Raw genomic sequence first — 26185 nt, forward strand, 5'->3', positions numbered from 1 at the left:
AGCATGCGAACGTCCCGGACGCCACTGCCCCCCCGAACCTCCCGCGCCGCCAAGCGCCGTACGGCCGTCGCCCTGGCCGTCGTCCTGACCGCCGGACTCGGCTCGGCGGCCCTGACCGCCCTGCCCGCGACCGCCGCCGCCGAATCCGTCAAGATCCAGTACCGGACCAGCGCGACCGGGGCCACCGCCGACCAGGCGGAGCCCTGGTTCAAGGTGGTCAACAACGGCTCCGCCGCCGTATCGCTCAGCCAGGTCACGTTCCGCTACTACTTCAAGGCCGACGGGCCGAACGTCCAGTACCGGTACGCCTGTTCCTGGGCCGTCAAGGGCTGCGCCAACATCACCGGCACCTTCGGCACCCTGGCCAACCCGACGGCCACCGCCGACCGCTACCTGGAGATCACCTTCACCGGCGGCGCGGGCAGCCTCGCCCCGGGCGCCGACACCGGGGACATGCAGCTGCGCTTCCACCGCGCCGACTGGCAGACGCTGCGGCAGTCCGACGACTACTCCTTCGACGGAGCCCGCACGGCCTACGGGGACTGGGACAAGGTGACCGCCCGGCTGGGCTCCGCCACCGTCTGGGGCACCGCGCCCGGCGGCAACGTCCCCGACCCGACGCCGACTCCGACGGACCCCACACCCACCCCCACGCCGACCGACCCGGGACCGGCCGGAGCCGCCCTCTTCGACGATTTCACCTACACCTCCTCCACGGACCCGGCGATGGCCGCCCACGGCTGGAGCGTGCGCTCCAACCCCGGCGGCCCCGGTGTCCCGGGCGCCGCCTGGTCCCCGGAGAACGTCACCTTCCTGACCGAGGGCGGCAACTCCATCATGAACATGGAGACCTCCACGGCCGGATCCGGCGAGAGCACCAAGCAGACCGAAGTCCTCACCAAGGCCGCCAAGTTCAAGAACGGCACCTACGCGGCGCGCGTCAAGTTCTCCGACGCCCCCAAGTACGGCCCGGACGGCGACCACCTCGTGCAGACCTTCTTCACCATCAACGACCTCAAGGCCCCGATGGCCGACGACTACGCCGAGTACGACTTCGAGTACCTCCCCAACGGCGGCTGGGGAGAGCCCTCGAACATCCTCTACACCACGTCATGGGAGACGTACCGCCCCGACCCGTGGGAGGCCGTCAACCAGCACACCGAGTCCCGGACCAGCTACGCGGGCTGGCACGACCTGGTGCTCACCATCGACGGCAACGCCATCACGTACTCCATGGACGGGCAGCTCTTCGGCACGCACGACGCCAGGTACCTGCCCGAGCGGCCCATGTCGATCAACTTCAACCAGTGGCTGATCGACCTGAACGGCCAGCCGGGCTCCACGCCCCGCGCCTACGACCAGAAGGTCGACTACGTCCTGCACGTCAAGGACCAGGTCCTCACCCCTGCCCAGGTCGCGGCCAAGGTGGGTGCCTACCGCACGGCCGGCACGGCCTTCGTGGACGAGGTCCCGAACGGCTGAGCAGGCCGCCGGACGGGCCGGCGCGCTCCGGGGTCCGCTGCCCGGAGCGCGCCGCGCCGCCCGCTCGGAACCGCGACGCCCACCCGTAGAGGTATCCGGTGTATCCGGCCCGGGCGGCGTACACGCGCGGTTTCCACACCCCGGCCGCAGTCTCCGAGGAGGCGTCCACCGCGTAGGTGGTGCCGGAGGTGATGGAGCCCGCACGGCCGCGTCCAGCACCTCGTCGATCGCCTCGTAGCCGTACGAGGCGCGCCCGCCGAAGTCCTGGCCGATGTGCATCCGAAACCGGTCCTGCCGCAAATGCGGCCGGGGCCCGGACGGTTGGAGTGAAGAAGGAGAGGACTGGGGAAGGAATGCGGAACCGGCTAAGGTGTACGCCCATCAAGGTCACGCGCCGCAAGCCGATCAGCCCAAGGAGCGACCCCATGCCGATACCCGCCCCGTTCCCCCATACCGCCGGACCCGTTGCGGCCAGGGCCTGCCCTGCCGCGACCGTCCCCCTGCCCCGGATCGAAGAGCCGCGTGAGGTGGCCCCGGCGGATGCGCGCGAGCTGTCGAGACTGTTCTTCCGCAGACTGCACGAGCTCGTCGAAGGCACCCCCGAGCATCGTTACGTACGTCACACGCTCGTGGAGATGAACGCCTCGCTCGTCCAGTTCGCCGTCCGCCCCTTCCGCGGCCGGGGCGACGGCGGCGATCTCGAAGACCTCGTCCAGGTCGGCACCATCGGGCTGATCAAGGCCATCGACCGCTTCGACCCGGCCCGCGAGATCGAGTTCTCCTCCCTCGCCATGCCGTACATCACCGGCGAGATCAAGCGGCACTTCCGCGACACCAGCTGGGCGGTCCGTGTCCCGCGCCGGCTCCAGGAGCTGCGCATCGACCTCGCCAAGGCGAAGGAGGACCTGACCGCGGGGCTCGACCGCCCGCCGACGGTCGCGGACCTCGCCGCACACCTCTCCCTCACGGAAGAGGAGATCATCGAGGGCCTCGTCGCCGCCAACGGCCACACCAGCAACTCCCTGGACGCCCCCCACTCCGAGCGCGCGGACGGCCGGACCGAAAGCCACTGCCTCGCCGAGACCATGGGGGCGGAGGAGCCCGCCCTGGAGCACGTCGAGGACATCCAGACCCTCGCGCCGCTGCTGGAACGGCTCACCGACCGCGAGCGTCGCATGCTGTCGATGCGCTTCGGCGAAGAGCTCACCCAGGCCCAGATCGGCGCTGCCCTCGGCATCTCGCAGATGCAAGTCTCGCGCCTCCTGACCCGGGTACTCGCGCATCTGAGGGCCTCCATGCTGGCCGACCCGGAGCAGTACGGAGCCGTGGTCCCGCAGCAAGCGGAACCCCAGCAGGAGGGCGCGGCCGTGAGCACGGGTGGCGACCTAGCGTAGGTGACATGACTCACTTCGCTGTTTGCAAGGGTTAAGTCGGGGCAGTAGCGCTGCTGGAGCGGACCCGTCCGCCGGCCTAGGGACGGCCGGTGCGCGGGCGACGGGCGGATCCCGTCCCGCTCCACGGCCCGCCGGCCGCACGCACGCCGGTGGGCCGTTCCCGGTACTACCCGTGAGGTGTATGTGTCCACGCTCATAGCCGAGCACGTGTACAAGGTCTTCGGCAGAAAGCCCGATGACATCGCGAAGGCGGTCCGCGCGCTCGAAAGCGGCGCCACCGACCGCGAGGAACTGCGCGCCGAGGGAACGACTGCCGCGGTGATCGACGCCTCGTTCCGCGTCGAGCCCGGCCAGATCTTCGTCGTCATGGGTCTGTCGGGTTCCGGCAAGTCCACGCTGCTGCGCATGCTCAACGAACTCCTGGAGCCCACCGCCGGACGCGTCCTCTTCGACGGCGAGGACCTCACCGCGCTCTCCGCGCGCGAGCTGCGCCGGGTGCGGTCCACCAAGATCAGCATGGTCTTCCAGCACTTCGCGCTGTTCCCGCACCGCGACGTCCTGGAGAACGCCGGATACGGACTGGAGGTCCAGGGCGTCCCCCGGGCCGAGCGCGAACGGCGGGCCGCCGAGGCGCTCGCCCTGTGCGGGCTCGGCGGCTGGGAGAAGTCCTGGCCCGACGAGCTCTCCGGCGGCATGCAGCAGCGCGTCGGCCTCGCCCGCGCGCTGGCCACCGACGCCGATCTGCTGCTGATGGACGAGTCGTTCAGCGCCCTCGACCCGTTGATCCGCCGCGACATGCAGGACCAGCTCCTCCAGCTCCAGCGACGCCTGGGCAAGACCATCGTGTTCATCACCCACGACCTCAACGAGGCCATGCGGCTCGGCGACGGCATCGCCGTCATGCGCGACGGCCGCATCGTCCAGCAGGGCACGGCCGAGGACATCCTCATCCGCCCCGCCGACGACTACGTCGCCTCCTTCATCCAGGACGTGGACCGCTCGCGCGTGCTGACGGCCGACGCCGTCATGGACGTGGTGCCCGCCGAGGCGGACGCCTGCGGCTGCCCCACCGTCAGCGCCGGCACCGCGCTCGCCGACCTGTGCGCGGTCATTGCCCGCGTCCCGCACCCGGTCGCCGTCACCGACGGGGACGGCGCCGTCATCGGCTGCGTATCGCAGGAGCGCCTCGTCGCCTTCCTCGGCGACGAACACAGGCCCCCCATGGCCTGCGTGGAGGTGGCAGCCTGATGCCCCGCCTGAACCTCGGCGCCTGGGTCGACAGCGGCGTCGACTTCCTGCAGAGCCACCTGTCCTGGCTGTTCGACGCCATCAGCGCGCTCGTCACCGGGCTCTACGACGGCATCGAGGCCGTTCTGTCCGCGCCGGCCCCGCTGCTGCTGGCCGGCGTCCTCGCCGTCGCCGCGTGGTGGCTGCGCGGTCTGCTCGCCGCGCTGCTCGCCTTCGCGGGCTTCGCACTCGTCGACTCCGTCGGCCTGTGGCCCGACGCCATGTCGACGCTCGCGCTGGTCGTGGTCGCCACCCTCGTCACGCTGCTCTTCGCGATCCCGCTGGGCATCTGGGCCTCGCGCTCCGACAAGGTCAGCGCCGTCCTGAAGCCCGTCCTGGACTTCATGCAGACCATGCCGGCCATGGTCTACCTCATCCCCGGCATCATCTTCTTCGGGGTGGGCGTGGTGCCCGGCATCATCGCCACCATCATCTTCTCGCTGGCGCCGGGCGTGCGGATGACCGAGCTCGGCATCCGCCAGGTCGACGCCGAACTCGTCGAAGCCGCCGACGCCTTCGGCACCACCCCGCGCGACACCCTCGTACGGGTCCAGCTCCCGCTGGCGCTGCCCACCATCATGGCGGGCATCAACCAGGTCATCATGCTCGGCCTGTCCATGGTCGTCATCGCCGGCATGGTCGGCGGCGGCGGCCTCGGCGGCGCCGTCTACCGGGCCATCGGCAGCGTCGACATCGGCCTCGGCTTCGAGGCGGGCATCTCCATCGTCATCCTCGCCATGTACCTGGACCGGATGACCGGGGCGCTCGGCCGCCAGGTCTCCCCGCTCGGCCGCCGCGCCCTCGCCAAGGCGCGCTCCGCCGCCACCGGCACCGCCAAGCTGTGGGGCCACCGGCCGCAGCCGGTCCTCGCCGTCGCCTCGGCCGTGGTGCTGGCCCTGGTCGCGGGCGGCCTGGGCGTCTTCGGGGACACGGGGAAGTCGCAGGTCAACGCCGTTGGCGGGGCCGGAGTCAAGAACATCGGCAAGGGCCGCCAGGTCAGCATCGGCTACATCCCGTGGGACGAGGGCATCGCCTCCACCTACTTGTGGAAGGAGCTCCTGGAGCGCCGCGGCTTCAAGGTCGACGCCCGTCAGCTGGAGCTCGGCGCGCTCTTCACCGGACTCGCGGGCGGCCAGATCGACTTCCAGACCGACGCCTGGCTGCCCGCCACGCAGGCCGAGTACTGGAAGAAGTACGGGAACAAGCTCGACGACCTCGGCTCCTGGTACGGGCCCACCTCCATCGAGCTGGCGGTCCCGTCCTACGTGAAGGACGTCAAGACCCTCGCGGATCTGAAGGGCAAGGGCTCGCAGTTCAAGGGCCGGATCATCGGCATCGAGCCCAGCGCGGGCGCGATGGGCCTCCTGAAGGACGAGGTGCTGCCGCGCTACGGCCTCGACGGCGAGTACAAGGTCGTCGACGGATCCACCCCGGGCATGCTCGCCGAGCTCAAGCGCGCCTACGAGAAGAAGGAGCCCGTCGCCGTCGTGCTCTGGTCGCCGCACTGGGCGTACGCCTCCTACGAGCTGACGAAGCTGGCGGACCCCGAGGGGGCGTGGGGCAAGGGCGACGGCATCCACAACATCGCCCGCAAGGGATTCGCCGCCGACGAGCCCGAGATCACCCGGTGGCTGCGCTCGTTCAAGCTGACCGAGGCCCAGCTGACCGGTCTGGAGGCCAGGATCCAGGAGGCCGGCAAGGGCAAGGAGCAGGAGGCCGTCCGCGCCTGGCTGGCCGACCATCCCGAGGCGGACAAGCTGGCGTGAGCGGGTGAGCCGGTAAGCCCGGTGAGCCCGGTGAGGCGGTAAGGGGGCGCCGGTGCGCGATGGGTCCGTCACGGCCCTTCGCGCACCGGCGCGTCCGGCCCGAGGGGCCGCGGGTGAGAGGGCGGAAGCTTTTGGGCATACACCTCTGACCAGCCAGAACACTGGAGGATTCACCCGTGCGGACAGGGGCCTGTCCATGGCACAGTGCGAGCAGCCCAACCGTACGACCAGGGAGTCTCCATGCGCGATCCGCACTCCACGCAGCCGGCGGCCGCCCCCGAGTGCCTGCCGGAGCCGAGCCCCTTGCCCTGCTGCCCGGTGTGCGACGGCGCCCCGGAGCGCATCTCCTGGCGCCAGCGCCCGGGGGAGCCGGTGGTCCTGGCCTTCGACCCCTGCGGCCACCGGCACACCTCCCCGGCGGCGCCGGTCCTGTCGGTCACGGTGGGCGCCCCGGCGCTCAGGGACTCGGCGCGGGCCCACGCCTGAGCCTGCCGATCCGGCCGGGTCCGAGCGTGCACGGCGATTGACACTTCGTCAGCGGTGGAGGAAGTTATATCGGGACCCCGATATAACTTCCCGGTGAGCTTCGGAGGCCCCGTTGACGCCCGACAGCACGCCGCAGGCGCCCCGGACCCCGCAGGCGCCCCGCACGCCGCAGGCGCAGCGCAAGTCCGAGACCCGTTCGCGGCTCATCGACGCGGCCGCCGAGCTCTTCGCCCGCAAGGGTTTCCACGCCGTGTCCGCCGAAGCCCTCGCCGACGCGGCCGGCCGAACCACGGGCGCGCTGTACAGCCACTTCGGTGGCAAGGAGGGCCTGCTGCTCGCCCTCCTGGAGGTGTGGAAGGAGCGCACCGCCGAGGAGCTGGCCGCCGAGATCGCGGCGGGCGACCCCGCCGACCCCGCCGTGCACTTCTCCGCGATGTGGGGGAGCCTCACCCGCCCGCACCCCGAATACGGCGACTCCTGGCTGCTGTTGGAGACGGAGCTGTGGCTGCACGCCGCCCGCGGTCCCCTCATCGGCGGCCGGCTGGCCCAGCGCTACGCCGAGATCCGGGCCCAGCTCGGCGAAGGACTCGCCGACTGGGCCGAGGCCACCGGCACCCCCCTCACCCGCCCGCCCGAGGAGACCGGCGCCCTGGTCCTCGGCCTCCTGCTCGGGCTGTCCATGCAGCACCGCCTCGAACCGCGGGGCGTCCCCGACGCCCTCGTCGTCGAAGCGCTCGCCACCCTCCTCGGACTGGGCTGAATCGAACGAAGGGACCGTTCCGTGCCACCTACCGGCGACATAGACCTCCTTGAGGACACCTGGGCCCGTGAGGTCCCGCACGCACAGTTCACCCGGCTGCGCCGAGAGGACCCGGTGCACTGGCACGAAGTGCCCGGCCACCACGACGGCTTCTTCGCCGTCACCCGCCACGCCGACGTCAAGGCCGTCAGCCGCGACCCCGAGCTGTGGTCCACCGAACTCGGCTCGTTCATGATCCGGGACCAGGCCCCCGAGTCCCTGGAGACCCTGCGCCTGGTCCTGCTGGGCATGGACGCCCCGCGCCACTCCCGGTACCGCTCCCTGGTCAGCGCGGGTTTCACCCCCCGGGTCGTACGAAGGCTCGCGGCCCGGATCCAGGAGCGGGCGGTCTCCCTGGTGGAGAGCGCGGTCACCCCGGGCCGGGACATGGACTTCGTCTCCGAGGTCTCCGCCTGGCTGCCGATCCAGACGATCTGCGAGATGGTCGGCGTACCTGAGGAGGACGAGCGGCTGATCTTCGACTGGAGCAACCGGATGGCCGGCGGCCAGGACCCGGAGCTCTCGGCCGGCAAGCACGACAGCGACCTCGCTGCCGCGGAGATCTACGCCTACTGCGACGCGCTGGCCGACGAGCGGCGGGCCCGTCCCCGCGAGGACATCCTCTCGACGCTGGTCCACGCGGAGGTCGACGGGGACCGGCTGACGCAGGACGAGATCAACATGTTCTTCGTGCTGCTGTGCGTCGCGGGCAACGAGACCACCCGCAATCTGCTCTCCGCCACCCTGCTGGCCCTGATCGACCACCCGGCGGCGCGTGCCGAACTGGCCGCGGCCCCGCAGGACGAGTCCCTGTGGACCTCGGCGACGGAGGAGTTCCTGCGCTGGGGCGGCTCGATCCACAACTTCCGGCGCACCGCGACGCGGGACACCTCGCTGCGCGGGCAGCCCATCGCCGCCGGCCAGAAGGTGGTCACGTACTACACCTCCGCCAACCGCGACGAGGAGGTCTTCGCCGACCCCTTCACCTTCGACATCCGCCGCACCCCGAACGACCACGTCACCTTCGGCGGCGGCGGGCCCCATTTCTGCCTCGGCGCAGGCCTCGCCCGCACCCAGATCAAGGCCCTCGTCCGCGAACTGCTGTGCCACCACCCCGACGTGGCCCTCACCGGCGAAGTCCGCCGACTGCGCTCGGACTTCATCAACGGCATCAAGTACCTCCCGGTGCGCTTCGGCTGAGGATCCGGCCTCACCTGCGGGTAGTCTCGGCCGGATGTGGATGCGCGAGAAGATCTGGAACGAAGCGGGTCCGGCCGAGCGGCGGTTGGCGGGTCTGGCGGTGAATCCGGGCGCGCCGGACCGCATCCTGCTGCGGATCCTCGCGGACGGCCCGCCGGCCGCGCGGATGGCACTGTGCGGCGACCGGGACCTGCCGGACGCGGTGGTGGACGCGCTGGTCGCCCACACCGACTGGCGGGCGCGCGCCGTCTTCGCCTCCAGCCCGCACGCCGAGCCCGCGCGTCGGGCCCGGCTGGTGGACGACCCCGAATGGCGCGTCCGGGCCCACCTCGCCGACGGACCGGGCAGTCACGTGTTGACCTGGCCCCGACCCCTGCCGGACGAGGTCGTCGTCCGGATGATCACCACGTACGAGGGTGAGCTCCTGAGCGGCCTCTACCGGCAGGTGTCCACCGGGCTCCACCGCCGCATGGCGACCCACGGGGAGGCGAAGGTCCGCCGGTGGGGCGTGGGTACCTGGTCCATGCTGCCGGCCGAGGTGCGGGCCTCGCTGCTCGCCGACCCCGACCCGGAGGTGCGCGAGACCGCCGCCCGGCACGTGCGGCGAGAGCGAGACGACCCGAACTGGGTGGAGCGGGAGCTTCCGGAGCATCCGTGCCACATGCGCACCGACCTGCTGATGCATGGCGCTCTGAGTCGCGCCGTCATCGACTCCGTCCTCACCGCCCCGGTCGGCGAGGAGGACCGGGCGATGATCGCGGACAACCCGAGCCTGCCGCCCGACGTCGTGGTCCTGCTGGCCGCCGACCCGGACTCCAAGGTCCGTGAGTGCATCGCCCGCCGCGCCGACCTCGGTCCCGCCGAGCGGGGGGCACTCGCCGTCGACCCCGACCCGGAGGTCCGCCTCATCCTGTCCACGCACCCCGCGTTGACCGAGTCCGAGCGTGCCGCGATCGACTACGAGGTGCCGGAGGGTGGTGACTTCGGGCTGTGCTACCAGCCGTCCCCGCCGCGCGACCCCGCTGCCCTCCGGGGCGACGCCCTCTCCGCCCACCCGCTGCTGCGCCGCCGCGCGGCCGGCGACCAGCTCCTGCCGCCGGACCTCGTCGACCTGCTCGCCGCCGACCCGGACCTCGGCGTACGGGTCACCCTGGCGCAGAACCACCCCGACGCGTCGGCCCCGTTGCTGCTGCGCGGCTTCCTGGAGTACACCGGCCTCTGCCGCGCCGACCTGCTCACCCGCCCGCACTTCCCGACCGTAGGCCTGGCCGCTTACGCCGATCACGAGGACCCGGCCGTACGGGCCCTCGTGGCCCGGGATCCCGAGGCGGATCCGGATCTCGTCGACCGGCTCACCCGCGATCCGGATCCGGCGGTGCGGGCCGCACTGGCCCGGCATCCGAATCTGCCCGCGGCCCGTATCGCCGAGCTGTTGGACGAGGAGGAACTGGCCCGGCACGCCGCGGCGAATCCGGCGCTGGATCCGGCCCTCATGGAGGAGCTCGTCAACGCCACCTGCTAATTGCTGCTCAAAGATGCTTGATGACAAGCCACTTCAAGCATCTTCCTTCATATGGGGCCTCCGGAGCGCTATGTTGCCCGGTGCATGCCAAAAGGTGTGTCCGCGATCCGGACCGCACGAGGAGCCGCCCCATGAGACTCATCAGCATCCGCAGGAGCCCACGGCGGCGGCGCGGCCCCGCGGCCGCGCTGCTCGCCGCCGCCCTCGCCGTGGCCGGCCTGGCCGCCGCCGGACCGATCGCCTCGGCGGCCGCCGCCGGAGCCGCGGCCTCCGCGGCCGCCCCGGCCCCCTCCACCGCGGGCAACGTCACCGGCTTCACCCAGTCGGGGAACACCTTCACCGCCACCACGTCCAGCGGCGCGAAGGCCCGCGTGGTCGTCGCCCGCGCCGACATCTTCAGGCTGTGGCTCTCGCCCGACGGTGCCTTCACCAACGACCCGGCCGGCAAGGACCTCGCCCCCACCACCGACTTCGGCTCCGTCAGCGCGGGCTGGACCGACGCGGGCACGTACTACCGGATCACCACCGGGTCCCTGTCCATCCGGGTCAACAAGACACCCCTGCAGTTCTCTGTCTACCGGGCCGACAACTCCACCCTCGTCTGGCAGGAGTCGCAGCCCACCTCCTGGACCGGCAGCCAGACCACCCAGCACCTGGCGCGCGGCGCGGACGAACAGTTCTACGGAACGGGCCTGCGCCTGGGCGAATGGGCGCTGCGCGGCAAGACCGTCCCGGTCGCCGTCGACAACAAGTGGCGCGAGAACAACAACGCCAGCCCCGCGCCCTTCTACATGTCCACCAACGGCTACGGCGTGATGCGCAACACCTGGGCCCCGGGTTCGTACGGCTTCAACGCCCCCAGCACCCTCACCCACGACGAAAAGCGCTTCGACGCCTGGTACTTCACCGGGGACTCCCTCAAGTCCGTCCTCGACGCCTATACCGACGTCAGCGGCAAACCCTTCATGGCCCCCTCGTGGGGCTTCGAGCTCGGCAACGCCGACTGCTTCAACGCCTCCAACCCGGACTACCAGGGCGACCACAACCGGCTGCGCCACCAGACCACCCCGGACGTGGTCGGCTACGCCGCCGACGCCCGCGCCGCCGACATGCCCTCGGGCTGGTTCCTGCCCAACGACGGCTACGGCTGCGGTTACACGGCGCCCCTGAAGTCCACGGTCGACGCGCTCAAGGCCAAGGGCTTCCAGACCGGCCTGTGGACCTCGACGGGCCTCGGCTCCATCAACGACGAGGTGGGGGTGGCCGGTTCCCGTGGTGTGAAGACCGACGTCGCCTGGATCGGCGGCGGCTACAAAACGGCGTTCAGCGGAGTCCAGCAGGCCGTCGACGGCATCGAGAAGAACTCCGATGCCCGCCGCTACGTCTGGACCGTCGACGGCTGGGCCGGCACCCAGCGCAACGCCGTCGTCTGGACCGGCGACACCAACGGCACCTGGGACGACATGCGCTGGCACGTCCCGGCCATCGCGGGGGCCGGCCTCTCCGGCCTCAACTACGCCTCCGGCGACATCGACGGCATCTTCGCCGGCAGCCCGAAGACCTATGCCCGCGACCTGCAGTGGAAGGCCTTCACTCCGGCCTTCATGACCATGTCGGGCTGGGGCGCGACCGGCCCCACCGCCGGCTATCAGGACAAGCAGCCCTGGCGGTTCGCGGAACCGTACCTCTCCATCAACCGCAAGTACCTCCAGCTGAAGATGCGGCTCATGCCGTACCTGTACACCATGAGCCGGACCGCCAACGAGACGGGCGTCCCGAGCACCCGCGCGATGGTCCTGGAGTACCCCGAAGACCCGGTGGCGCGCGGCAACCTGACCAGCGGCCAGTTCATGGCCGGCGACTCCTTCCTCGTCGCGCCGGTCGTCTCCGACACCTCCGTACGGGACGGTATCTACCTGCCCGCCGGCACCTGGACGGACTACTGGACGGGCAAGACGTACGCCGGACCGGGCTGGCTCAACGGCTACCAGGCTCCGTTGGACACCCTGCCCCTCTTCGTCAAGGGCGGCGCGATCGTCCCGATGTGGCCGCAGATGAACTACACGGGGGAGAAGCCCCTCTCCACCCTCACCTACGACATCCACCCGCGCGGCAACTCCTCCTTCAGCCTCTACGAGGACGACGGCATCACCCGCGCCCACCAGTCGGGCGCGTTCGCCCGCCAGCAGGTCGACGTCACCGCCCCCGCCACCGGCTCCGGCACGGTCACCGTCTCCGTCGGCGCCCCGACGGGCGGCTACACCGGCAAACCGGCCTCCCGCGGCTACGAGTTCACCCTGCACGTGGCCACCGCCCCCGGTGCGGTCACCGCCGACGGCACGACGCTCACCCGACTGACCAGCAAGGCCGCGTACGACGCGGCGGCGACCGGATGGTTCTTCGACGCCGCCGACCGCGGCGGCGTCCTGTGGACCAAGACGGGTACGAAGTCGGGCGCGTTCAGCGTCACGGCCACCGGCACCTCCGTCCCGGCCGCCGACCCTGTTCCGGCCACCTCCAGCCCCATCCCGCAGTCGGCCTGGACCCTGGTCTCGGCCGACAGCCAGGAGACCGCCGCCGAGGACGGCGCCGCCCGCAACGCCTTCGACGGCAACACGGCGACCATGTGGCACACCGCCTGGTCGTCCGGCACGCCGGCCGCGCTGCCGCACGAGGTCCAGATCGACCTCGGCGCCCGCTACACGGTGGACGGCCTCGGCTACCTGCCCCGCCAGGACGGCGGCGTCAACGGCCGGATCGGCGGCTACGAGGTGTACGTCTCGGACACCACCACCGACTGGGGATCGCCGGCGGCGACCGGCACCTTCGCCGACACCCCGTCCCTCAAGTCCGTCTCCCTGGCGGCGAAGACGGGCCGCTACCTCCGCCTGCGAGCACTCACCGAGGCCGGCGGCCGCGGCCCCTGGAGCAGCGCGGCCGAGATCACCCTCACCGGCCGCCCCACGCCGCTTCCGGCTGCCGCGACCCTGGTCAACGGGGCGTCGTCCACCTGCCTGGACCTCCCGGGGAGCGCCACCACCCCGGGTACCCAGCCCACCCTCTACAGCTGCCACGGCGGCCCGAACCAGCGCTGGACCCTGCAGGGCGACGGCCGTCTTACCGGACTGAACGGAGTCTGCCTGGACGCGGCGACGGCCTCGGCCGTCGCCGTCCAGACCTGCAACGGCGGCTCCGGCCAGAGCTGGCAGACCGGACCGGACGGCAGCCTGCGCAACGCCGGCCAGTGCCTGACCCCGGCCGGCTCCGCCACCGCCAACGGCACCAGACTCACCCGCGTCGCCTGTGCCGGCACCGCGGCACAGCGCTGGACCTTCACTCCCTGACGCCCCTAGCACCGCCCGACACCCTTCACCGAGCCCGGCCCGGCATCCCGCCGGGCCGGGCTCGCCCTTCTCCGACCACCCCCGTGACCGGGGATATCGTGGGAGTCCCGATCCTCGGACCGTTCTGAAAGGTGCTCATGCCCACCGGGACTTCGACATCTCAGAAAATGCACGCCGACGAACCGGACATCGACACGTCCCTCGTGCGCCGGCTGATCGCCGGGCAGTTCCCACGATGGGCGGACCTCCCCGTCGAGCGGGTCGACTCGGTCGGCACGTCCAACTCCATGTACAGGCTGGGCGAGGACATGGTCGTACGCCTCCCTCGCACGGAGGGCGCCGCCAGTGACATAGGGACGGAGCACATCTGGCTGCCGCGGCTCGCCCCGGTGCTCCCGGCCGCGGTTCCCGTCCCCGTGGGCATGGGGCGGCCCGCCGAGGGCTATCCGTGGTCCTGGTCCGTCTACGGATGGCTCCCCGGCGCGAATCCGGCGGCCGGACGGATCGCCGAACCAGAGCTGCTCGCACGGGACTTGGCGGAGTTCATCACCGCGCTGCACCGGGTTGATCCGCTGGATGCGCCGCCGGCCTACCGCGGTGAGACCCTGGCCGCGCGGGACGAGGCCACCCGCGCCGTGATCGCCGAACTGGGCGCGAGCGCCGACATCGACGCCGGAGCGGCCACCGCCGTATGGGAGGAGGCCCTGCGGGCCCCGACGCCGAGCGGTCCGCCGGTCTGGATCCACGCGGACCTGCAGCCGGGGAACATGCTGCTGGCCGACGACCGGCTCGCGGCCGTCATCGACTTCGGCTGCGCGGGTCTCGGTGACCCCGCCGTCGACCTGATCGCCGCCTGGTACGTGCTCCCGGCCGCCGCGCGGCCCGCATTCCGGGCCGCCCTGGGCGTGGATGACGCGACCTGGACGCGCGGACGCGGCTGGGCCCTGTCGATCGCGCTCCCCGAACTGGGCTACTACCGCGAGACGAACCCGGTCATGGCGGGCAACGCCCGCCACGTCATCCGCGAACTCCTCGACTCCCGCCCGGCGCACGGCTGAACCGGGCCGGCCGGGGGATGGATCTTGTCGGTGCCGGTTGCGAGGATGGGTGGCATGACACCTTTACTCCTGACCGACATCGACCGTGCCGTCCGCAGCAGTTGGAGCGAGCAGACGTGCACCCCCGAGTACCGCGACCGGTGGACCCGGGAGAATCCGGCCCGTGACCAGTGCGGTGTGACCGCCCTGGTGCTCCACGACCTTCTGGGCGGCGAGCTGATCCGCGGCGAAGTCCTCGTCGACGGAGAGCGCGTGGACTACCACTGGTGGAACCGTCTGGGCATGGGCATAGAGATCGACCTCACCCGGGAGCAGTTCGGCCCGGAGGAGAAGATCACCGAGGGCGTCGTCGTCCCCCGCCCCCCGGACAGCGACTTGCGCCGCCTGCGCACGGAGTACGAGATCCTGCGCGACCAGGTGATGGCCAAGCTCGACGCGCGCTAGCGGCACGGCAGCGCCGGAGCGCCGGAGCGCCGGAGCGTCGCAATGCCGGCGGGTCGGCACCCGTTCCTGTCCTCGCGATGACGGGAACGGGTTGCCGCCCTGGGCCGTGAGTTGATCTTCGGGCAGGGCGGTCACCCAAGTCAATCCTCCACTTTTCTGGTAACCCCTCAGTGATAGCTTGGGGCTTGTGACTCTCGACGATCTCCGTGTCTTCGTCGCCGCCTGCCGGGCCGGCAGCCTCAGCGCCGTGGCCCGCGACCTCGGCCGCACCCAGTCCGCCGTCAGCCAGCACATCCGACGGCTGGAGAAGGAGACCGGAGCCGTGCTCCTGGAGCGCCACCCGCGCGGCGTATCGCCCACCGAGGCCGGCCTGATCCTCCAGGTGGCCGCCGCCGACGGCATCGCCGGGCTCGACGGGGCCCTGCGCCGGCTCGACACCCTCGTTCGGGACGACGGCGGATCGGTCCGCGTCACCACCGGGGCCACCACCGTGCGGCACTTCATGGCCGAGGCCGTCGTCGCCTTCCGCGGCAGCCACCCCCGGGTCAGCCTGGAGTTCCAGACCGAGAACTCCAGCCGCAGCTGCTTCGAGGCCCTCGCCGCCGACGACCTCGACCTCGCCTGGATCACCATCGGCGCACCCGTGCGCGGCATCGAGCAGCGCCCCGTCATGCGCCTGCCCTGGGTTCTCGCGGTCGGCGCCGACGACCCCCTCGCCGCCCGCTCCAGCCTGGAGCCGGCCGACCTCGCCGGCATCCGCCACATCAGGCTGCCGGAGAACTCCACCTCCCGCACCCACCTCGACGCCGCCCTCGACGAAGCGGGCATCCGGATCAGCTCGGACACCAGCGTCGCCGACTGGGACACCGCCCTCCTGCTCTCCGAACTAGGCCTCGGCCACGCCGTCGTACCCGCGCTGCCCGGCTGGCAGGTCCCCGGAACCGACGGGCCGCTGCGCCTCGTGCCGGTCCCGGCCCTGCGGCCGCTCGCCGTCGGCTGGGCCGTCCGCCGCTGGTCCTCCCTCGCCCCGCTCGCCCGCGCCTTCGCCGACGAGGTCGCCCGCACCTGCGTGGCCCGCGCCGGCGCGTCCGGGCAGCCGTGACGCGGGCAGCAGCCCTACGGCGGCCAGCGCGGCCAGGGCCGCGGTCGAAGCCCCCGCGGTCCCCGCGGCGACCGCGATGCCGAAGGCCGGCCCCACGTTCATCGCCGTCTGCTTGAGCCCGCCCACCACCCCCGCGTGCCCGGCGGGCGCGTCCCCGACCACCGTCCCGGTGGCCGTCACCATCACGGCGGCGAAGCCCGCTCCGAGCACGCCGAAACCCCACCCCGGGCCCAGCCCCGTGATCCCGAGCGCCACGAGCCCGGTTCCGGCGACCGCCGTGGCCCGCGCCCCGAACCGGCGCAGCGCGGCCCCCGCCACCGGCGCCCCCGCGACCATGGCCGCGGTCATGGGCAGTACCCGCAGCCCGGTCGCGAGCGGGTCGAGCCCCGCCGCGTCCTGGAGTGCGAAGCACGCCGAGAAGAGGGCCCCGAACAGTGCGCCGGAGACCAGGGCCAGCAGCGCCATGGACGCCGTCACCGACCCGGACCGGGCCACCGCGCGCGGCACCAGCGGCATCGCGGAGTGCCGCTCCGAGCGCACGAGCAGCGCCGTGAGCGCGGCCGCCCCGGCGAACCCGGCCAGCGTCGGCTGCCCCGCCCAGCCGTGTTCCGGTACGCCGGCCAGCGCGTGCACGAGCACCGCCACGGCCGCCGCCAGCAGGGCCGCCCCGACCGGCCGGATCCGGCCGGGCTCCGGGCGCGGGGGCACGGCAACCCGTACGCACAGGGCCGCCGCGGCGATCACCAGTGCGGCGGGGACGTTCGCCACGAACACCGCGCGCCAGCCGAAGCGTTCGACCAGGACACCCCCGAGGAGCGGACCGGCCGCCGCCGCCAGCCCGATGGCGGCGGTGCGCACGGCGACCGCCGTACCGAGCCGCTCGGGCGGGTAGGCGAGCCGCAGCAGCGCGAGGGTCGCGGGCTGGAGCAGCGCTCCGAACAGCCCCTGGGTCGCGCGCAGGGCGATCACCCAGCCCGCCCCGGGCGCGAGCGCGATGCCCGCCGAGGCCGCGGCGAAGCCGAGTGCGCCGGTGAACAGCAGCCGCGCGTGCCCGTACCGGTCGCCGAGCCGGCCGGCGACCACGAGGAAGGCGGCCACGGTCAGGAGGTAGGCGGTGCTCGTCCACTGCACCTGGGCCAGGCTCGCGCCGAGGTCCCGCCGCAGGCTGGGCTGCGCCATGAGCAGCACCGTCCCGTCGACGGCGACGAGCATCGCGCCGGCCGCGCTGACGAGGAGCGCGAGGCCGGGCCTCACGGTCGCAGGTGCGCGTCGACGGCGGCGTCGACGAGCTCGCCGACACAGTCCTCGGCGGTGGTCCGCGACCCGCTCCCGAGGGCGAGGGCGAGGCTGCCCCAGGACCACAGCTGCGCCACGCCGTGCAGGTTGGCCCACAGGGCGGCGGCGGTGATCCGCGGTGATCCGGCCGCCTCGCACCGGCTGACGAGCGAGACGAGCAGATCGAACAGCGGCAGCGTGGAATCCCGCAGCCGGGACCCCGCCGGTCCGTCCTGCCCGGTGCTGTCGAGCAGGTCGTGCCGGAACATCAGCTCGAACATGCCGCGGCGCTCCAGCGCGAAGCCGACGTACGCGCGGCCCAGTGCCCGCACCTGCTCGCGCGGGTCCCCGGAGGCCGCTGCCGCCGAGATCGCGGCGGGGACGCGCGCGCCGAGGTCCTCGAAGCCGCGCCGGGCGATGGCGGAGAGCAGTGCGTGGTGGGTGGCGAAGTACCGCCGGGGCGCCCCGTGGGAGACGCCGGCGCGCCGGGCGATCTCGCGCAGCCCGAGCGCGGCGGTCCCCTCGGTCGTCACGAGCTCCACGCCGACGTCGATCAGCCGCTCGCGCAGCCCGCTGTCCTGATCCATAGACACTGTCTACCAGGTGGGGGTAGACAGTGTCTATCACCACTTTTCCGGGATGATGGGTGAGCACGGCCGGGCGGGACGCCCGGCCCGGCGGAGGAAGAGGTGACCTGCCATGGCGGAGCACGAGGCGCGCGAGGCCGGGCCGTCGGCGAGCGGACTGGAAGAGGGCCGCCTGATGAAGGAGCTCGAAGCCATCCACCGTACGCGCCACGAGACTCTGCTGCACGGGTCGGACGAGGCGCTGGTCACGCACACCCGGCGGATGGAGGAGCTGGAGCGCGAGTATCTGCGCCGTCATCCGGAACGAGCCCAGACGACGGGTCGCACCCGCTCCGGCGCGCGCGCCCGTACGGGGGCGGAAGAGCAGGGTTAGCGTCGGGGTGGGCGGCTACTTCTCTGCGTGCTCGCCCAGGACGAACAGCAGCCAGACGAAGCCGGCGAAGAGGTGTGTGCCGGCGATGTAGAAGAACGCGCGCAGCAGGACGCCGTTCTCCTTCCACTTCTCGTACTTCGCCGCGGCCGCGGTCGCCGCCGCGGTCGCTGCCGCGGAGCCGGCCGGTTCGGATTCCTCGTTCTTGTCCGTGGTCACCCGGTCAGCCTACGGCTACGCCGCGCTTCCGTCGTGCATCAGATTTGCTTCATGTGAGACAAATTTGTATCGTTTGATACGAAGGAGGATCACTTGATGAACGAAGAAGAGCTTCTGGACGGCGCCGCACGCGTCCTCGCCGGCGATCACAGCGCCTCGATGACGCACATCGCCGCCGGCATCGGCACCAGCCGCGCCACCCTCAGCCGCCGCTACCCGACCCGCGAGGCGCTGCTCAAAGCCATCGCCGCCCGGGCCATCGACGTCGTCGACGGCTGCCTGGCGCCCGCCGACCTGCCCGACACCGCCGACGGCGCCGCCTTCGACGCCGCGCTGGAGCGACTCGTCACCGGCCTGCTCCCCGCCGCGCACCTGTACGGATTCACCTCGCGCGACGCCACCGTGCTCGCCGACCCCGCCTTCCGGGCCGGCATCCAGCGCCAGGACCAGCGGGCCCTCGCCTTCCTCGGCCTCGGCCGGCGCCTCGGCCGACTGCGCGTCGACCTGCCCGCGTACTGGATCTGGTACTCGCTCTGGGGACTGCTCGACGCCGCCGCCGAGGGCGTCCGCGACGGCCACCTCGCCCGCCGCGACATCGGCCGCCTCGTCCTCGCCTCCTTCCTCAGCGGAACCCGGCCGTCCCCCGCCGCGTGACCCCCGCACCGCCCCCGCGTACCCCCGTGAACGGAACCCCCATGCACACCCCCACGCAGGACCCGCGCCGCTGGATCGTGCTCGCGATCCTCTCCGGCAGTCTCCTGCTCATCTCCATGGACACCACGATCCTCAACGTGGCGTTCCCCTCGCTCGTCGGCGACCTCCAGCCGGGCGCCGTACAGCAGCTGTGGATCATCGACATCTACGCGCTCGCCCTCTCCGGCCTGCTGGTCACCGCCGGCGCCCTCGGCGACCGCTGGGGCCGCAAGCGGCTGCTGATGGCGGGCTTCGGCATCTTCGCCGTCGCCTCGCTCATCGCCGTCTTCTCCACCGAGGCCTGGCACGTCATCGCGGCCCGCGCCCTCCTCGGCGTCGGCGGCGCCGCGATCATGCCGTCCACCCTGTCGATCCTGCGCAGCGTCTTCACCGACGCCAAGGAACGCGCCTTCGCGCTCGCCGTCTGGGCCGCCGTCTTCGGCGGCGGCATGGCCTTCGGCCCGGTCGTCGGCGGCCTGCTCGTCCAGGACTACGGCTGGCACTCCGCCTTCCTCCTCAACCTGCCCGTCACCGCGCTCATCGTCGCGGCCGGCCTGCGCTACCTCCCCGAATCCCGCTCCCCGCGCGCCACCGGCAAGTGGGACTGGTGGGGCGTCGGCCAGTCGATCGTCGGCATGCTGGCCCTCGCGGGCGGCATCAAGCAGCTCGGCAAGAGCGGCATCGCCGACCCGCTGCCGTGGGCCCTGCTCGCCCTCGCCGTCATCTCCCTGACCGTGTTCGTACGCCGTCAGCTGAGCCTGGACAACCCGCTGCTCCAGGTCCGGCTGTTCGCCAAGCCCGCCTTCAGCGTGGCCGCCACCGCGATCTTCCTGCCCATGGTGGGCATGGGCGCGATCCTGTTCCTGGTCACCCAGTGGTTCCAGTACGGCCAGGGCTACACCCCGCTCGAAGCCGGCCTCTCCCTGCTGCCCGCGCCGCTCGCGCTGATCTGCGCCTCGATGGTCGCCCCGTCCCTCATGCAGCGCTTCGCGATCCGGCACGTGCTCGGCGGCGGCCTGGTGGTCCTCGCGGCGGGCATGGCCCTGCCCTGGACCCTCCAGCAGTTCACCGACCTGGGCTACCCCGCCTTCGCCGTGGCGCTGGCCGTCATGGGCCTGGGCGCGGGCACCGCCACCACGGTCGCCTCGGTGACCCTGATCTCCACGGCCCCGGCCGACGAGGTCTCCAGCGCCGCGGCCATCGAGGAAACCTGCTACGAACTCGGCTCGGCCATGGGCGTCGCCATCCTCGGCTCCACCGCCGCCGCGCTCTACCGGGCCAACCTCCCGGCCCTCGACCTGGACTCCACCACGCTGGGCGCCGTACGGGACTCCGTGGGCGAGGCCGCCCACACCGCCGAACAGCTCGGCGGCACCGTCGGCCGGAACCTGCTCGACGCCGCCTCGCAGGCCTACACCCTCGCGATCACCCCGGCGTTCCTGCTGGCCGGAGCCCTCGCGGTCGCCGCCGCCGTGACCACGTGGGCCCTGATCCCGCGCGACCTGCGGCCGACCGAGAACCACTAGGGCCTGCTTCGGAACGGGTCAGCGCTGCCTGACCAGGTCAGGGCCTCGGTGACGATCGCGACGTGGTCGGCCTCAGCAATCGTGTCGTGTTGGCCCGTTGGCGGCGTCGCGACTCCCGATCTCATAGCCGCCCAGGGCGCCGTGGCGGTGTGGACCGAGATGGACCGGTCGAGGGTCTCGTCGTCGGGGTCGATGACGAAGAACGTGTTGTCGGTGCTGTTGAGGTCCTCGAGCATCCTCAGTAGCTCGACCCCGCGCCGACGAAGCCGGCGCCGGTTGGCCGCTGAGGCATGCCCCTTGTCCGCTCGGACCCGGTCAGGGCGCGTCCGTGGCCGCCCGGCCCCGCCGGGACGCTTCACCCGGACCTGGTCGAGCACCGCGGCGAACTGCGGGCTGTCGCCCCGCTGCCCGGCGGTGGCGACCATGCCGTCGCCCACAGGCCCGCAGCATGCCGAACCCTCAGGTCACAAGCCACTTCCGAACCAGGCCCCAGCCGCGGCGGCTCGTCTTCGATCAGACGGTCGGGTCGGGCATGATCTCCCGGACCTCTTGCGCACAGCGGCACGCGGCGGCGATCTTGGCAGCCCACTCCAGCGCGTCCTCGCGTGAGGGCACATCGATGATCGAGAACCCGCCAAGGACCGCCTTGGTCTCCGGGTACGGGCCGTCGGTGACGGTCCCGTCGGTGGCCACGACGCTCGCCTGCTGCCTTTCCAGTCCACCGCCGAAGACCCACACAGCGGCGTCCTGAGCCTCCCGCACCACCTCGTGCGAGGCCTCGGCCACCTCGGGCAACTCCTCCTCGGGGAAGTTCATCGCGCCGTCATCGAACGAGATCAGGTACCGCGCCATCCATGGCTCCCTTGGCCGGTGGCCTCCTTCGGCCGTCTCTCACCCTACGACGAACGGCTCCCTCCCGGCTCTCTCCCGGCTTCCGACACAGGCCGTAGGGGATTCCGGTGTGGACGTACGGCGGGGCCTACGAGGCCGCGTACGTCCACACCGCGCGCATCGTCTCCGGCGGCGTCGGGCCGGTCAGCTCCAGCTGGGTCATCAGGATGGTGGTGGCACCCGTCGAGGGGACGATGTGGGCGGCGGTGCCGGTGCCGCCGACCCAGCCGTAGCGGCCCGGCACGTTCCACGGATCGGCCCGGGTGACGTCGACCGACCCGCCGAAGCCCCAGCCCTGTCCCTCCAGGAAGAGTTCGGCGCCGGCCCGCTGGGCCGGGGTCAGCCAGTCGGTGGTCATCCGCCGCACCGAATCCGCCGAGAGCAGCGGGCCGCCCCCGTCGAGCAGCATCCGGGCGAAGCCGAAGCAGTCGTCAACCGTCGACACCAGCCCGCCGCTGCCGGACGGGAAGGCGGGCATGGTGCTCCACTGCCCGTGGGGGGCGTCGACGAGGTCGAGGCCCCCGTCCGCGCCGCCCCGGTAGTAGTGCGTGAACCGGCCCAGCTGCCCGGCCGGCACGGCGAAACCGGTGTCGGCCATCGACAGCGGCTCGAAGATCCGCTCCGCAAGGAACTCGGTCAGCGAACACCCGGCCACCCGCGAGATCAGCACCCCCAGGACGTCCGAACAGACGTTGTACAGCCAGGCCTCGCCCGGCTGGTACAGCATCGGGATCCGCCCCAGGCGCGCCATCCACTCGTCCGGCGCCACGATGTCCTGCGGGTGCGGCGGCCCCTGCCCCAGCTCGCGGGAAAGCGGTGCGACCGCCGGGAGCGAGAAGTCGTCCGGGAAGCCCCACCCGGCGCGGAAGGTCAGCAGATCGGCCACGGTGACCGGCCGCGCCGCCGGGACCACGTCGTCGACGGGGCTCGCGGGAGTCCGTACGACCATCGGCGCGGCGATCTCCGGCAGCCAGGGCGCCACCGCGTCGTCCAGCCCGAACCGCCCGTCCTCCACCAGCATCATGACCGCCGCGGCCGTGACCGGCTTGGTCAGCGAGGCGATCCTGAAGATCGAGTCCCGGACCATCGGAGCGCTGCCCTCGGCGTCCGCGCTGCCCACGGCCACCACCTCCGGCTCCGAGCCGTCGCCCCGGTCCACCAGGGCGACCGCACCGGGGATGGTGCCGCCGTCCGCGTACGGCGCGAGGATGTCGAGCAAACCGGCCACGAGTCCGCCTTTCGGGCAGGGGGATGGGGCATGGGAGTAGGGGGCATGGAGGGTGTCAGGGTGTGCGGGCCACGGAGTCCCACAGGGCGCAGTGGTGTTCGGCCGCCGCGTCCACGGGGCGGATCCCCGACGGCCCCGGCGCCAGGGACAGTACGGCGGGTGAGCGCGGCCACCAGGGCCCCGATCCGGGCGTGTTCGGATTGCCGGTCGCCGCGAACCGGGTCCAGTAGCCGGTCATCCGCTCCGCCAGCGCCCGCTGCGGAGCACTCATCGCCAGCCCGGTGTCGAAGAGATAGGGCAGTTCGCAACCGTGCGAGGCCCCGTCGGGGAAGTCCGCCACCGGCGGCAGCCCGGCGAAGTCCGGCGCGTGGCGGTCGTCGAACAGGTAGTCGTACGTCGGCACGTGCCGCGCCAGCGCGCGGCTGTCCCGCAGCTGCGGGCAGATGAAGGAGGCGTCCGAGAGCACGGCCGCGAAAGCCAGCGCGGGCCTCGGGTGGGCCGCCACCGGATAGGCCGCCTCGACCTGCTCGGCCCGCGCCCCGAACGCGGCGCGCAGCCGGGCCCGGTAGGCCTGCGGGTCGGGGATCGGGAAGGCGCCCAGGGTCTGCCCGAGGAAGAGCCGCATCTCGTCGCGGGTCGAGCCCTGTACCACCGGGACCCGGTGGAACTCCCCGCGTTCCAGGGCCCGTCGGGGTTCGGCGGGCAGGAGTGCGGTGCCGTAGGACACGGGGGAGAACCGCAGCATGAGCTCGGGCGTCGCCAGCGCCCCGGGGGCCAGGCCGCGCAGGCATCGCAGTACCTCCTCGTCCGAGGGGCGGCCGCAGCCGAGCCGGACCGCCGCGGCGAGCCCGTCGGTCACGGTGCGGTGCTCCGGCACGAACGGCTCGTAGGCACCCATGGTGGGGAGCAACGATCGCGCCGGGGCCGAGAGCGAGCAGGGCCCGCTCTGTGTGATCGCCCGGTGGAAGAGGCCGGCCGAGGCGGGGGAGGTGAGGTGCAGGCAGACGCTGAGGCCGCCGGCCGACTCGCCGAACACGGTGACGTTGCCCGGATCGCCGCCGAAGCGGGCGGCGTTGCCCCGCACCCAGCGCAGCGCCGCCTGCTGGTCGGCGAGCGTGAAATCGGGGGCCCCGCCGAGCGCGGGATGCCCGAAGAGGCCGAAGATTCCGAGGCGGTAGTTGACGGTGACGACCACGGCGCCGCCCGCCGCGGCCAGCCGGCCCGGGTGGTACAGGTCCCCGGCGCCGTTCATGAAACCACCGCCGTGGAACCACACCATGACCGGGCGGCGCCGGGCCTCACCCTCGGCCGGTCCTCCCACCGGAGCGGTCACGTTCAGGAACAGGCAGTCCTCCGAGCCGCTCGGCTCGCCCGGCCCCACCGCGGGCAGCTGGACGCAGCGGGCCCCGGGCGCGCCCGCGTCCCGTACGCCCGCCCAGCGCGCGGCGGGCTCCGGCAGCCGCCAGCGCAGCGGGCCGGTGGGCGGGGCGGCGTAGGGGATGCCCTCGAAGGTGCGGTACCCGGCCTGCTCCCGCCCGCGCACGGCCCCGCGATCGGTCTCCACCACGGGTCGGCGGCCGTCCTCGCCGGCGGTGGCAGCCGAAGCGGCCGGCCCGCCGGCGAGCAGGAGCAGGGCCGGCAGGAGCGCTCTGCCCAGCGCCCTCCCCACCGCTCGCCCGCTCCCCTCTCCGCCCGCCATCAGTGCTCCCGCTCCAGTACGCCCCGTACGTAGGCCGCCTGGCCCGCGTGCTGGAGGTCGTCGCCGATCACACTGACCAGCCGCACGCCCAGGGTCACCGGCGGGTCCCACCGCTCGTCCACCACCCGGTCCAGGTCGGCGGCGGTCAGCTCGCGCAGGAACCGGCCGGTCTGCGCGTGGACGGCGTCGAAGTACTCCAGCAGCAGGTCCCCGGAGGCAACCCGCACGGCGGCGGCCTGGCGGGCGGTGTGCCCGTAGCCGGTCGCTCCGGCCGGGAGCGAGAGGGCGAACCGTTCGTCGTACCCCTGCGCGTTCCAGACCTGCTCCCAGCCCGCCGCGTCCGCCACGTGGTCGTCCTGGATCCGGGTCAGGTGCCAGACGAGCCAGGTGATCGAGTTGGCGCCCGGGTCGATCCGCGCGTCCAGCCGTTCGGCGTCCAGTCCCTCGACCACCTCGTGCACCACGCCGTGGATCCGGTCGAACGCGTCGGCAAGCAGCTCCGTACCCTTCATGCCCCCACCATGCCCACGACACGTGCCGGGACCCCGCGCGGCGCCGCGCGTGACCCCCGTTTGCCCGCCCCGAATGGCGCAGTGCGGCGAGGTGGCGCTGAATGTAACAAAGCGTGCGCTTCCCATGACGCACGATGACCGGCGCGCGATGTGTAGACCCGCGCGTCGGCGAACGGAGCTTTCCATGAATGACCCGATCACGCTCGCTGCGACGGAGTACGAAGAACCGCGCGGGCTCCCCGACACCACGGAAGTCCGGCCCCCGGCCGAGCCCCCCGCCGGCCCCGACGCCTCTGTCGGCCCCGACGCCCCCGCCGGCCCCGACGCCCCCGCCGGTCCTGGCGGCGCCCCCGATGCCGAGGCCCTCGACGGCCCCTCCGCCGATCCCGGCCCCGGCCGTGACTCCGGCCGTGACTCCGGCCAGGAGGCCGGCCGTGACTCTGGCCGGGACTCCGAGCCCGCGACCGGGGCCGCGCCGTCGGAAGGGACCGGGGCGGCGCCGATACGGACCGTCCTGGAGACCGCCGCCACCGGCCGTCCGGTCAGGGAGGTCGCCGCACTGGTGAGCCTCCTCAAGGAGTCCGGACAACTGCCCAACCCCGGACACGCGGCGCTGCGCGCGGCCGCCGTGGCCCGTCCCGTCCACGAAGTCCGCGAGATGGTCGTTCTGTTGGGAGAGCCTCCGCACGAGGTCGTCGAAACCGACATCACCCTGCGGGCCGCCGCCCTCGGCCGGCCCATCGAGGACGTGGCGCTGCTGGTCAGCATCCTCGGCACCGGCGACGGACAGACCCCCTACCGCAGGGCGGTATCCGATCCGGAGCCCCAGAGGCGCACCGCCGTCCAACGGCCCGCCCCGGTCCTGGCTCCGGCCCGGCCCCCGGCGCGGCCGGTGGGCGGCGCGCTGCGCCACGTACTGCGCTGGCCGGTGGCGTTCGCGCTGCTGCTCTGCGGTGCGCTGCACGTGCCCGGTGATCTGGCGGGCCTGTCCTCCGGTGATCCCGGCGGGCTGCTCGCCCTCGCCGTCACGCTGCTGTGCCTGACCGCCGGCGCACTGCTGGCGGTGCGCGACACGGCCGGGGCGTGGCGGGCCGGCGCGGTCGTCGCGCTGGGTGTCGCCGCACTCCATGTGGTGGGCGGCGCGGTGCAGTTCGACCCGCTCGCCGGCGCGGTCGGCGGCACCGTCGAATGGGCCGGCGTCACCGCGGTGCTGAGCGCCGCGACCGGCGCCGTCCTCGCGGGCCTGGCCCTGCAGTACCGACCGTCGGCCGGCCCGGCCGACGGAGCCTGACCCAGGCGGG

General features: G+C 72.7%; 23 protein-coding genes and 1 pseudogene. 16 read left to right on the forward strand and 8 right to left on the reverse strand.

Going from position 1 to position 26185, the window contains the following annotated elements; genetic code table 11:
• Positions 1-3 precede the first annotated feature (3 nt).
• The 12 genes from J7F03_RS17420 (at position 4) to J7F03_RS17475 (ending at position 15884) form a co-directional block, all read left to right on the forward strand.
• Positions 4-1482 carry a cellulose binding domain-containing protein gene (locus J7F03_RS17420; RefSeq protein ID WP_214950380.1) on the forward strand — a complete coding sequence of 493 codons (1479 nt, stop codon included), beginning with the start codon at positions 4-6 and terminating at the stop codon, positions 1480-1482.
• A gap of 425 nt (positions 1483-1907) precedes the next feature.
• The gene (locus tag J7F03_RS17425) at positions 1908-2876 is read left to right on the forward strand and encodes a SigB/SigF/SigG family RNA polymerase sigma factor (protein ID WP_214950382.1); all 969 of its coding nucleotides are present in this window, start codon (positions 1908-1910) and stop codon (positions 2874-2876) included.
• A 183-nt stretch (positions 2877-3059) separates the two neighbouring features.
• Complete coding sequence (locus tag J7F03_RS17430) at positions 3060-4124, forward strand: glycine betaine/L-proline ABC transporter ATP-binding protein (RefSeq protein ID WP_214950383.1); 1065 nt, start codon at positions 3060-3062, stop codon at positions 4122-4124.
• Complete coding sequence (locus J7F03_RS17435) at positions 4124-5929, forward strand: ABC transporter permease/substrate binding protein (RefSeq protein ID WP_214950385.1); 1806 nt, start codon at positions 4124-4126, stop codon at positions 5927-5929. Before J7F03_RS17430 ends, J7F03_RS17435 begins: the two co-directional genes overlap by 1 nt.
• A 240-nt stretch (positions 5930-6169) precedes the next feature.
• Positions 6170-6415, forward strand: a complete 246-nt coding sequence (locus tag J7F03_RS17440; RefSeq protein ID WP_214950388.1) for a hypothetical protein — start codon at positions 6170-6172, stop codon at positions 6413-6415.
• A gap of 112 nt (positions 6416-6527) precedes the next feature.
• A complete protein-coding gene (locus J7F03_RS17445; protein WP_214950390.1) occupies positions 6528-7175 on the forward strand; it encodes a TetR/AcrR family transcriptional regulator in 648 nt (215 codons plus the stop codon).
• A gap of 21 nt (positions 7176-7196) precedes the next feature.
• A complete protein-coding gene (locus J7F03_RS42350) occupies positions 7197-8414 on the forward strand; it encodes a cytochrome P450 (protein ID WP_214950391.1) in 1218 nt (405 codons plus the stop codon).
• A 34-nt stretch (positions 8415-8448) separates the two neighbouring features.
• Positions 8449-9936 carry a hypothetical protein gene (locus J7F03_RS17455; RefSeq protein WP_214950392.1) on the forward strand — a complete coding sequence of 496 codons (1488 nt, stop codon included), beginning with the start codon at positions 8449-8451 and terminating at the stop codon, positions 9934-9936.
• A gap of 131 nt (positions 9937-10067) precedes the next feature.
• Positions 10068-13280, forward strand: a complete 3213-nt coding sequence (locus J7F03_RS17460; protein WP_214950393.1) for a TIM-barrel domain-containing protein — start codon at positions 10068-10070, stop codon at positions 13278-13280.
• A 167-nt stretch (positions 13281-13447) separates the two neighbouring features.
• Positions 13448-14338 carry an aminoglycoside phosphotransferase family protein gene (locus J7F03_RS17465; RefSeq protein WP_214950394.1) on the forward strand — a complete coding sequence of 297 codons (891 nt, stop codon included), beginning with the start codon at positions 13448-13450 and terminating at the stop codon, positions 14336-14338.
• Between the two features lie 54 nt (positions 14339-14392).
• The gene (locus J7F03_RS17470) at positions 14393-14782 is read left to right on the forward strand and encodes a hypothetical protein (RefSeq protein WP_214950395.1); all 390 of its coding nucleotides are present in this window, start codon (positions 14393-14395) and stop codon (positions 14780-14782) included.
• A 187-nt stretch (positions 14783-14969) separates the two neighbouring features.
• Complete coding sequence (locus J7F03_RS17475; RefSeq protein WP_214950397.1) at positions 14970-15884, forward strand: LysR family transcriptional regulator; 915 nt, start codon at positions 14970-14972, stop codon at positions 15882-15884.
• 138 nt (positions 15885-16022) lie between these two features.
• On the opposite strand, the pseudogene J7F03_RS17480 reads toward J7F03_RS17475, so the two are convergent.
• Positions 16023-17096: pseudogene (locus J7F03_RS17480) on the reverse strand (MFS transporter); the annotation flags it as partial.
• Between the two features lie 38 nt (positions 17097-17134).
• Positions 17135-17746 (reverse strand): TetR/AcrR family transcriptional regulator, encoded by a 612-nt coding sequence (locus tag J7F03_RS17485; RefSeq protein ID WP_214950400.1) that lies wholly within the window; start codon positions 17744-17746, stop codon positions 17135-17137.
• Positions 17747-17858: 112 nt separating this feature from the next.
• On the opposite strand from J7F03_RS17485, the gene J7F03_RS17490 reads away from it, so the two are divergent.
• On the forward strand, positions 17859-18119 hold the full coding sequence (locus J7F03_RS17490; RefSeq protein ID WP_214950402.1) for a DUF6158 family protein: 261 nt from the start codon (positions 17859-17861) through the stop codon (positions 18117-18119).
• A gap of 15 nt (positions 18120-18134) precedes the next feature.
• On the opposite strand, the gene J7F03_RS42355 is transcribed toward J7F03_RS17490, so the two are convergent.
• Positions 18135-18335, reverse strand: coding sequence for a DUF6126 family protein (locus J7F03_RS42355; RefSeq protein WP_214950530.1), 201 nt, complete (start codon positions 18333-18335; stop codon positions 18135-18137).
• A 96-nt stretch (positions 18336-18431) separates the two neighbouring features.
• Between J7F03_RS42355 and J7F03_RS17500 the strand changes: the two genes are divergently transcribed.
• Together J7F03_RS17500 and J7F03_RS17505 are read left to right on the forward strand one after the other, a co-directional pair.
• Positions 18432-18989 carry a TetR/AcrR family transcriptional regulator gene (locus J7F03_RS17500; RefSeq protein WP_214950404.1) on the forward strand — a complete coding sequence of 186 codons (558 nt, stop codon included), beginning with the start codon at positions 18432-18434 and terminating at the stop codon, positions 18987-18989.
• 41 nt (positions 18990-19030) lie between these two features.
• Positions 19031-20554, forward strand: coding sequence for an MFS transporter (locus J7F03_RS17505; protein ID WP_214950406.1), 1524 nt, complete (start codon positions 19031-19033; stop codon positions 20552-20554).
• Here the strand turns inward: J7F03_RS17505 and J7F03_RS42660 are convergent.
• The 5 genes from J7F03_RS42660 to J7F03_RS17530 form a co-directional block, all read right to left on the reverse strand.
• Entirely contained in the window at positions 20551-20991 is a 441-nt protein-coding gene (locus J7F03_RS42660) for a transposase (protein WP_374104356.1), read from the reverse strand. The two genes, J7F03_RS17505 and J7F03_RS42660, sit on opposite strands and share 4 nt — an antisense overlap.
• Positions 20992-21067: 76 nt before the next feature.
• On the reverse strand, positions 21068-21406 hold the full coding sequence (locus J7F03_RS17515; protein ID WP_214950407.1) for a YciI family protein: 339 nt from the start codon (positions 21404-21406) through the stop codon (positions 21068-21070).
• 127 nt (positions 21407-21533) lie between these two features.
• A complete protein-coding gene (locus tag J7F03_RS17520; RefSeq protein ID WP_214950408.1) occupies positions 21534-22673 on the reverse strand; it encodes a serine hydrolase in 1140 nt (379 codons plus the stop codon).
• A 55-nt stretch (positions 22674-22728) separates the two neighbouring features.
• Entirely contained in the window at positions 22729-24342 is a 1614-nt protein-coding gene (locus J7F03_RS17525) for a carboxylesterase family protein (RefSeq protein ID WP_308379654.1), read from the reverse strand.
• Between the two features lie 29 nt (positions 24343-24371).
• Positions 24372-24884, reverse strand: coding sequence for a DinB family protein (locus tag J7F03_RS17530; protein ID WP_214950410.1), 513 nt, complete (start codon positions 24882-24884; stop codon positions 24372-24374).
• A 184-nt stretch (positions 24885-25068) separates the two neighbouring features.
• Here J7F03_RS17530 and J7F03_RS17535 point away from each other — a divergent pair, with 184 nt between their 5' ends.
• Positions 25069-26175 carry a hypothetical protein gene (locus J7F03_RS17535; protein WP_214950411.1) on the forward strand — a complete coding sequence of 369 codons (1107 nt, stop codon included), beginning with the start codon at positions 25069-25071 and terminating at the stop codon, positions 26173-26175.
• Positions 26176-26185 lie beyond the last annotated feature (10 nt).

The organism is Streptomyces sp. ISL-43, assembly GCF_018614195.1.
Taxonomy (GTDB): Bacteria; Actinomycetota; Actinomycetes; order Streptomycetales; family Streptomycetaceae; genus Streptomyces.